Raw genomic sequence first — 7,532 nt, 5'->3', positions numbered from 1 at the left:
AGAGCCAGGGAAAGGCTTTTGGACTTATTGGTTCCATTGTTGCAATGGGTGAAGCTCTAGGTCCATCTATCGGTGGAATGATAGCTGAATATATTCATTGGTCTTATCTATTGATATTACCTTTAGGAACTTTAATATCAGTTCCTTTTCTTATCAAAATGCTTGATCATGAACCGATTAAAAAGGGAAGTTTTGATTTTATAGGATTAGTATTAATGTCGTTAAGCATAGTAACTTTTATGGTGTTTACCACATCATATAAATTATATTTCTTAGGAATAAGTTTCGTTATTTTCATTATTTTTATTAAGCACATAAAAAAAGTGGATGAGCCGTTTATTGAGCCTAAATTAGGTGAAAACCGATCTTTTATGGTTGGTATTGTTTGTGGAGGTCTTTTTTTTGGAACGGTGGCAGGATTTATTTCAATGGTTCCTTATATGATGAGAGATTTATATCAGTTAAGTACACTTGCCATTGGTAACGGGATTATCTTTCCAGGAGCTGTTAGTGTCATTATTTTTGGTTACTTTGGTGGAATACTAGTAGATAAAAAAGGACCAATATTCGTGTTAACTATAGGAGCTATGTTGTTATCAATTAGTTTTCTATTGGCTGCACTGTTTGTTGAAACGACACCTTTTTTAATTACTATATTAATTATTTTTATATTTGGAGGTCTGTCCTTTACAAAAACGGTTATATCTACAATTGTTTCAAGTAGTTTAACTACAAAAGAAAGTGGTTCAGGAATGAGTTTACTTAATTTTACAAGTTTCTTATCTGAAGGACTAGGAATCGCAGTTGTAGGAGGATTACTGTCTGTAGACATACTAAATAAAAAAATTATTCCTATAAATGTTTCTTCTCAATCATATTTATATAGCAATATGTTACTTATTTTTTCTATAATAATTATTTTTAGTTGGTTAATTACTATCAAAGTGTACTCTGAGCCAAAAATAAAATAGTTATTTAACCTCTTAGTTACCATAATCTCTTTTAAACGAAGTAGCCCCTGGATCAACCATTCCAGGGGCTTTCTTTGTGAATCGCAATTGGTCTACCTCTTTTCAACCCGAAAAAGATTGATGTAACAGCCGTCTTTTTCTTAAAAACTTTGTGAAAGTTCCCTTTCAATTCTGAATGAACTTGTTATTTTATTCGGAATTTTTAGCCAATTAATGATCTTCTATTTCTTCATTTTTACGATCGGGCTGCGAAAATATTTCTAGAAGTGTATGGATCAAAAACAGTCCGATTTGGTGTGTTAGGGTCGTTCGCTTTATTTGAAAGGGTGGATCTAATTGATCCTGAATAACTTGCCTTATCCAACTCGTAAAGTAAAAACCCGTTTAGGAAGCTGGCTTGCCACAAAATACAAAACTAGGTAAAAAAATTACTAGCAATAAAAGAAACTAGTTCAACAAGATTTTAACATGAGCAAAGCGAATTTTAACCAACACGCTTGACGAAAAAAGAGTACACGTCACGCAAGTGATCTGTCCTCTTTTTTAGCACGATAGACACCAAAAAATTTTGGTGAGTGTAAGTGCGCCCTTAGCACAACGTAGAAAAAATTCGCTAGATTTTTTTACTGCGTATAAGTGCGCCCTTAGTAAAAATCGCTAAGGGAATAGTTGTCAGATTAACTTTGTAGAAATGAACCCCTTAGTTTTAAGGGCGCACTTATACCCCTAAATTTTATTTAGTGGTAATTGTGCTATAAAACTTAATTTACATTTCGTTTTATCGTCAAGCGTGTTTGTTAAAACTCACGCTGTTCGTGTGATGTTATCGGCATATTTTTTTATCGTTCGTAAATAGTCGTGATAGGCTTCTAATTCTTCTAAAGATAATTCAAATAAATTAATTTGGTTCATGTTTGATAATTGTTTTAATAAATTTACTTGTAGGTTTGTCGAATCACTTTTATCGAGTTCATTATTTAAAACATAGTTCAACATTTTTGAGTGAATCGCTGATTGAAATTCATTGATTATCTCAATTTCAAATGTTTTTCTGTAATCTAAGGTCATGTTGTTTGCTCCTTTCTGGTTTCGCTTTGCTCAACTAAACATTTACTTTTAATTAAACAGACTTCGCTAGTTTAATCAAAAGTAAACGTGCGGGTAAAAAACAATTTTCTCAAAAAACGTCATAAAATTCGTTTTAAGGCGTTTTTCATATTAAACGTCTATTTATTCAAATGTAAGATTAAAACGCCTTAGAAACGATTTTAAGTGGGTTTAAAGTGGGTTTAAATTGATTTTAAATGAACTGTTTTGTTTGGAATTAAAAAACAATTATTCATGTAGGTTTTTAATTCAAGGGTCGTTAGGGCTTGCCCTGACCGCCTGTAAGGCGTTTGATTGCCAGATAGGCGTATTTATCTAGTCAAACAATTAAAACAGCGTATACGAGCAATTAGAGCCAATCAAGAAAATCCCTAAAAGAGGGTTTGCTCTTTTCTTTTCGCAAGTGAACGAAGTGAACGCTGCAAGTACAATGTGAGCGTGTTTTTCGCTCACTCCTTTTTGCATTTATTACTGTACGATTTTGATCTTTTAGATTTTTTAACCGAAGTGAACGAGAGGGCGAAGCCTTTTTAATTTATCTTATATATTTTAAATCTTTTAAATCTTTTAAACCTTTTGCGTGCCGAAAAAGGCAGTTTTAGCAAGGGTTTGCGAGATTAAACAGAGAGAAAAAACTGTGTATACAGAGAGAAAAAACTGTGTATACAGAGAGAAAAAACTGTGTATACAGAGAGAAAAAACTGTGTATACAGAGAGAAGTTGCATTTATTTTTCTCTATATAGTGCTATAATAAGAGCATAGAGAAAATACCACTGTAAAATGTCTTTCTCTATGCCTAACCAAAACACGCAAAGGAGCGTATTTTCTATGGCCAGTATACCAGAAACGAATCATGTAAAAAAGCAGGTGATGTACATGGATGAACTGACAAAACGAAAAGTCGTGGAACACAATGACTTGATTACGAGCGTAGCAAAAATGGATAAGACCCCTCTAAAGATTTTTGAATTGGCGGTATCGTGCATTGATACGGACAATCCACCGAAAGACCATACGATTTACTTATCCAAAAAAGAATTGTTTGCTTTCTTTGATGTGTCCGACAACGACAAGCATAGTCGCTTTAAACAAGCCATTGAAAAAATGCAGAAACAAGCTTATTTTGAAGTGCGAGAGCAGACTGGAAAAGGATTTGAATTTGAAAGTATTGTGCCAATCCCTTATATCAAGTGGAATGATTATGATGATGAAGTCACGATCCGCTTTGACCAAGCGATTATGCCTTATTTGATTGACTTGAAGCAAAATTTTACCCAATATGCTATTAGTGACATTATGGAGTTAAACAGCAAGTACAGCATTGTGTTGTATAAGTGGTTATCCATGCACTATAACCAATACGAGCATTATAGTTCTAAGGGTGGGCGCAGAGAGGAGCAAGTCGAAGCCTACCGCCATCCGTCTATTTCGATGCAAGAATTACGAGCTATGACAAATACAGTCGATGAATATAAAAATATGACAGATTTTACAAAATGGATATTAAATGCACCTCTTAAAGAAATTAATCAATACACCCATTTGAATGTAGCCTATGACAAAATCAAAAAAGGACGTTCGATTGATTCGATTGTCTTTCATATCACGAAAAAATGGCAAGCAGACGATACCAGTTACAAGTTAGATGATCCATTGTACCAAGAAGAGCAGGCAAAAAAAGAACAAACCGAACAAGCTTTGTATGCGGAAGCTATGCAAAGCAACTACACACGCTTGTTGCTAGATTCCATGCTGTTAAGTCCGTATGAAATGACCGACCTTGCACTCATGTCAGGCTTACAAAAGAACGTCTATCCACGCTATGATGAACTGAAAGCCTTACGAGGACTTGAGGGCGTGAAAACGCATTTGTCGTATGTACGTGAGAAGCAAGCACCGTATTCAAAAGGAAATATGGCGAAGTATTTGAAAAAAGCGATTGAACAATACTTGCCAACTGTAAAATTACAAGACCTTGAACAACCAGAACGTGCAAATGTTCGAGGTAAAGGAGCAAGCCATGAGTGAGAATTTAAAAACAATCAAAGAGCTTGCGGATGAGTTAGGTGTTAGCAAGAATAAAATTCATTATCAAGTTTCTAAAATATCAAGCGAATATGTAGTTAGAAATAACGGAATGAAGTTATTAACTGCTATAGCAGTTAAACAGATAAAAGAAAATCTCGGTGTTGAATTAAACAGTCGTTCAAACAGCGAATTAGATACCGATAAACACCAAGAAAAAACTAATATAACAACGAATATGAATATTGAAGGTGTTGAATTAAATAGTTCATTAAATGATTATTTAAACAGTCTTAAACACCAAATTGAATACCTTGAATCTCAAAATATAAATAAAGATGAACAAATAAAAAGCTTGGTGGAATCGCAAAAGCAAACTCAAAAGCTCTTAGACCAACAGCAACGTCTAGCCTTGCAAGATAAAAAATTGCTAGAAGAATACAAGTCGGAGAATGATAGTTTAAAAGCTCTTAAAATGCCCTCAAAGGATATAAAAAAGGAGAAGGTAGATAATCAACCTCAAGAGGAAATAGAAAATCTTAGAAATGAGCACACCATCTTTCAGGAACAATTAAAGGAGAAAGTAATGATAGAGAAAAAAGAAGCATCAAAAAAATGGTGGCAATTATGGAAATGAGACTCAATAAATGATTGGATCCGCGTCTTCGTTTACTTGTTTCATATAACTTCTCAAATTTTGTCTAAAATTAGAATAAGCAACTGCTTCCATTTTTATCACCCCAATTATCTTTAAAAGTTGTACTATTTATTGTACAACTTTTAAAGATAATTTTTTGACTTAACATAAATCACGTTATAATTAACTAAAAAAATTGTTTTTTTAATTTTTATAATTTATACTAACTTAAGATAAATAAATCAAATAAAAATAAGTGAGTGATCTTCATATGCTTCGGAGTATTTCTAAATAGCACATTTTAATATAGCTGAAAAACAAAGGCTTATTTGGTGTGCTCTTAAAGAAATACTCTCGAACTATAATTAGAAGGTCGTGAACAATAGACTTCTATGGTATTTGCGATGAGTATTTTTGCGAACATAAATCCATAGAAGTCTTTTTTTGATGAAAAAAATTATTAATGTAGGAATTGTCGCTCATGTAGACGCTGGAAAAACATCTTTAACAGAAAGTTTGTATAGTAGAACCCATGAAAATTATAAGCAAGGAAGTATTAAGAAGGGTGATACTATTACTGATACCCTTGATTTAGAGAAAGAAAGAGGCATTACAATAAAAACAGCTTCTGTTTCTTTAGAGTGGTGTCAAACAAAAATAAATTTGGTTGATATGCCTGGACATATTGAATTTTATGGTGAAGTAGTGAGGTCACTAAACGTTATTGATATAGCTGTTTTAGTCGTTTCAAGTTTAGGAGAACTCCCAACTCAAACAAGAAGGATTTTTGATACATTACAAGAAGCCAAGATACCGACTATCTTTTTCTTAAATAAAATAGATATAGAAACAGCAAGACCAGAATATCTGATTTCTGAAATCAAGAATAAATTGACGAGTCATCTTGTTCTAGTAGAATCCTTGTTTAGTCAAGAAAGTAGAGATACTTTAATCGAAAACAGTCCTTATCTACTTGAAAAGTTTATGAATGATGTATTAATAAGTGAAATAGAGCTAAAAAATGAGTTGAACCAACGAACTTTAATGAATGAAAGTTATCCTTTAATTTTAGGTTCGGCTGTGACAGGAGAAGGGATAGATACTTTATTAAATTTATTAGGTAGCTTTGATTTAGTTGATAAAAGTAAGGATAATTTATCTGCATATTTATATAAAATTACTTTTATGAATGGTCAAAAACAAGCTTATTTTAGATTACTATCCGGTGAAATAAGTAAGAACCAAACTTATTTGTTAAATAATCAAGAAGAAAAGAAGCTACCACGTTTTTTAGTATTACAAGACAACCAATTTGTAGAAGCAAATAGTATTCAAACAGGAGATATTTTTATGTTTCCAAAATGTAAAGAATTAAAGATTCAAGATTTCTTAGGAGAACCTTTAACTAATGAGCTATCTTTACCTAGCCCAAGTTTAAAAATCACTTTCCAAGTTGGGGAAGAAGAGAGAATGACGTTACTAGACTTATTAACTGAATTATCAGAAGAAGATCCATTACTTGATTTCTCAATTGATAAAGAAACTTCAGAAATCTCAATGAAAATTTTTGGTCGAGTTCAACGAGAATACTTAGAAGAAACTATACGCAGACGTTACTCTTTTAAGACGCTTAAATTATCATTACCAACAATTGTTTATAAAGAAATTATAGAAGAAATAGGAATAGGCACAATTGATGTAGATGAATCACTTAATCCCTATTGGGCAACGATGACCTTGAAAGTTGAACCGAGTAACCTATCAGGCATTCAATTTGATAGTTTAGTGACAACAGGTTATCTGAAACAGTCATTTCAAAATGCTATTAAAGATAGTGTGTTTAGTTCAACTAAAACAGGTCTTTATGATTTTGAATTAACCAATGTAAAAGTAACGTTGACAGATGCTGAATTTTTTAGTCCAGTCAGTACACCATCTGAATTTAGAAAGTTAACACCATATGCATTGTATAAAGCATTGTTAAATTCTAAAACAGTCATTGTAGAACCAGTAGTAGAGATAGATGTATCTGCAAATAAAGATTATTTAGGGAAGGCTATTAGTGAACTCGGAAAATTAGAGGGAAATGTCTTAAATGTATCAGAGGTAGAAGATGAATTTAATTTAATTGCAAAGTTACCTCAATCTTTATTTTTAATATTTGAAGAAAAGAGTAATGAACTATTTAATGGACAAGCCTATATAAAAAATAAAATTGTATCTTATCAAGAAGTGGTAGATAAAAGTTTATATCAACAAGGAAAAGTTGATAGGATAAAATCTTTATTAATTAAAGGGAAAGAGTGAAGAAATGAATTCTAATTCGTCAAACCATAAATCACAATACAACAAATTATTACTTTGGCTTTGCTTTTTATCTTTCTTTAGTGTACTAAATGAAATGGTTCTAAATGTATCTTTTCCTGATGTAGCGAATTACTTTGGAAAAGCTCCTGCAAGTATAAATTGGATTAATACATCGTTCATGTTAAGTTTTTCTGTAGGAACAGCCATATATGGCAAAGTTTCTGATTATGTTGGTATTAAGAAACTGTTATTAACAGGAATTTTATTAAATTGTATAGGTTCAATTATGGGTTTTATAGGTCATACATCATTTCCTGTATTATTATTATCACGATTCATTCAAGGTACAGGAGCTGCAGCTTTTCCTGCGTTAATTATGGTGGTTGTTGCTAAATATATTCCAAGGGAGAGCCAGGGAAAGGCTTTTGGACTTATTGGTTCCATTGTTGCAATGGGTGAAGCTCTAGGTCCATCTATCGGTGGA

Annotated in this window: 6 protein-coding genes and 1 pseudogene; 5 read left to right on the top strand and 2 right to left on the bottom strand. The window is 32.3% G+C overall.

Translation table 11 applies throughout. The annotated features are described in order from the left end of the window. Positions 1-971, top strand: a 971-nt coding sequence (locus tag P7D84_RS13350) for an MFS transporter (protein WP_311806746.1), incomplete at its 5' end; no start/stop codon positions are given. Between the two features lie 804 nt (positions 972-1,775). Here P7D84_RS13350 and P7D84_RS13345 read toward each other — a convergent pair. Next, entirely contained in the window at positions 1,776-2,039 is a 264-nt protein-coding gene (locus P7D84_RS13345; RefSeq protein ID WP_002336758.1) for an epsilon-antitoxin, read from the bottom strand. An 868-nt stretch (positions 2,040-2,907) separates the two neighbouring features. Here P7D84_RS13345 and P7D84_RS13340 point away from each other — a divergent pair. Both P7D84_RS13340 and P7D84_RS13335 read left to right on the top strand, forming a co-directional pair. Next, positions 2,908-4,107, top strand: coding sequence for a RepB family plasmid replication initiator protein (locus P7D84_RS13340; protein WP_040145014.1), 1,200 nt, complete (start codon positions 2,908-2,910; stop codon positions 4,105-4,107). Next, complete coding sequence (locus P7D84_RS13335) at positions 4,100-4,741, top strand: hypothetical protein (RefSeq protein WP_015065195.1); 642 nt, start codon at positions 4,100-4,102, stop codon at positions 4,739-4,741. Before P7D84_RS13340 ends, P7D84_RS13335 begins: the two co-directional genes overlap by 8 nt. 9 nt (positions 4,742-4,750) lie before the next feature. Here the strand turns inward: P7D84_RS13335 and P7D84_RS13330 are convergent. Continuing rightward, a pseudogene (locus P7D84_RS13330) lies at positions 4,751-4,834 on the bottom strand (type II toxin-antitoxin system Phd/YefM family antitoxin); the annotation flags it as partial. Positions 4,835-5,188: 354 nt separating this feature from the next. On the opposite strand from P7D84_RS13330, the gene P7D84_RS13325 reads away from it, so the two are divergent. Together P7D84_RS13325 and P7D84_RS13320 are read left to right on the top strand one after the other, a co-directional pair. Continuing rightward, a complete protein-coding gene (locus tag P7D84_RS13325) occupies positions 5,189-7,048 on the top strand; it encodes a GTP-binding protein (protein ID WP_117974227.1) in 1,860 nt (619 codons plus the stop codon). A 4-nt stretch (positions 7,049-7,052) separates the two neighbouring features. Further along, the coding region (locus P7D84_RS13320) for an MFS transporter (RefSeq protein WP_311806744.1) at positions 7,053-7,532 on the top strand (480 nt) is incomplete at its 3' end.

It is taken from the genome of Enterococcus dongliensis, from assembly GCF_031927985.1.
GTDB lineage: Bacteria > Bacillota > Bacilli > Lactobacillales > Enterococcaceae > Enterococcus_A > Enterococcus_A dongliensis.
The sequence above is the reverse complement of the archived record's forward strand: the minus strand, read 5'-3'. Positions and strand labels throughout refer to the sequence as shown.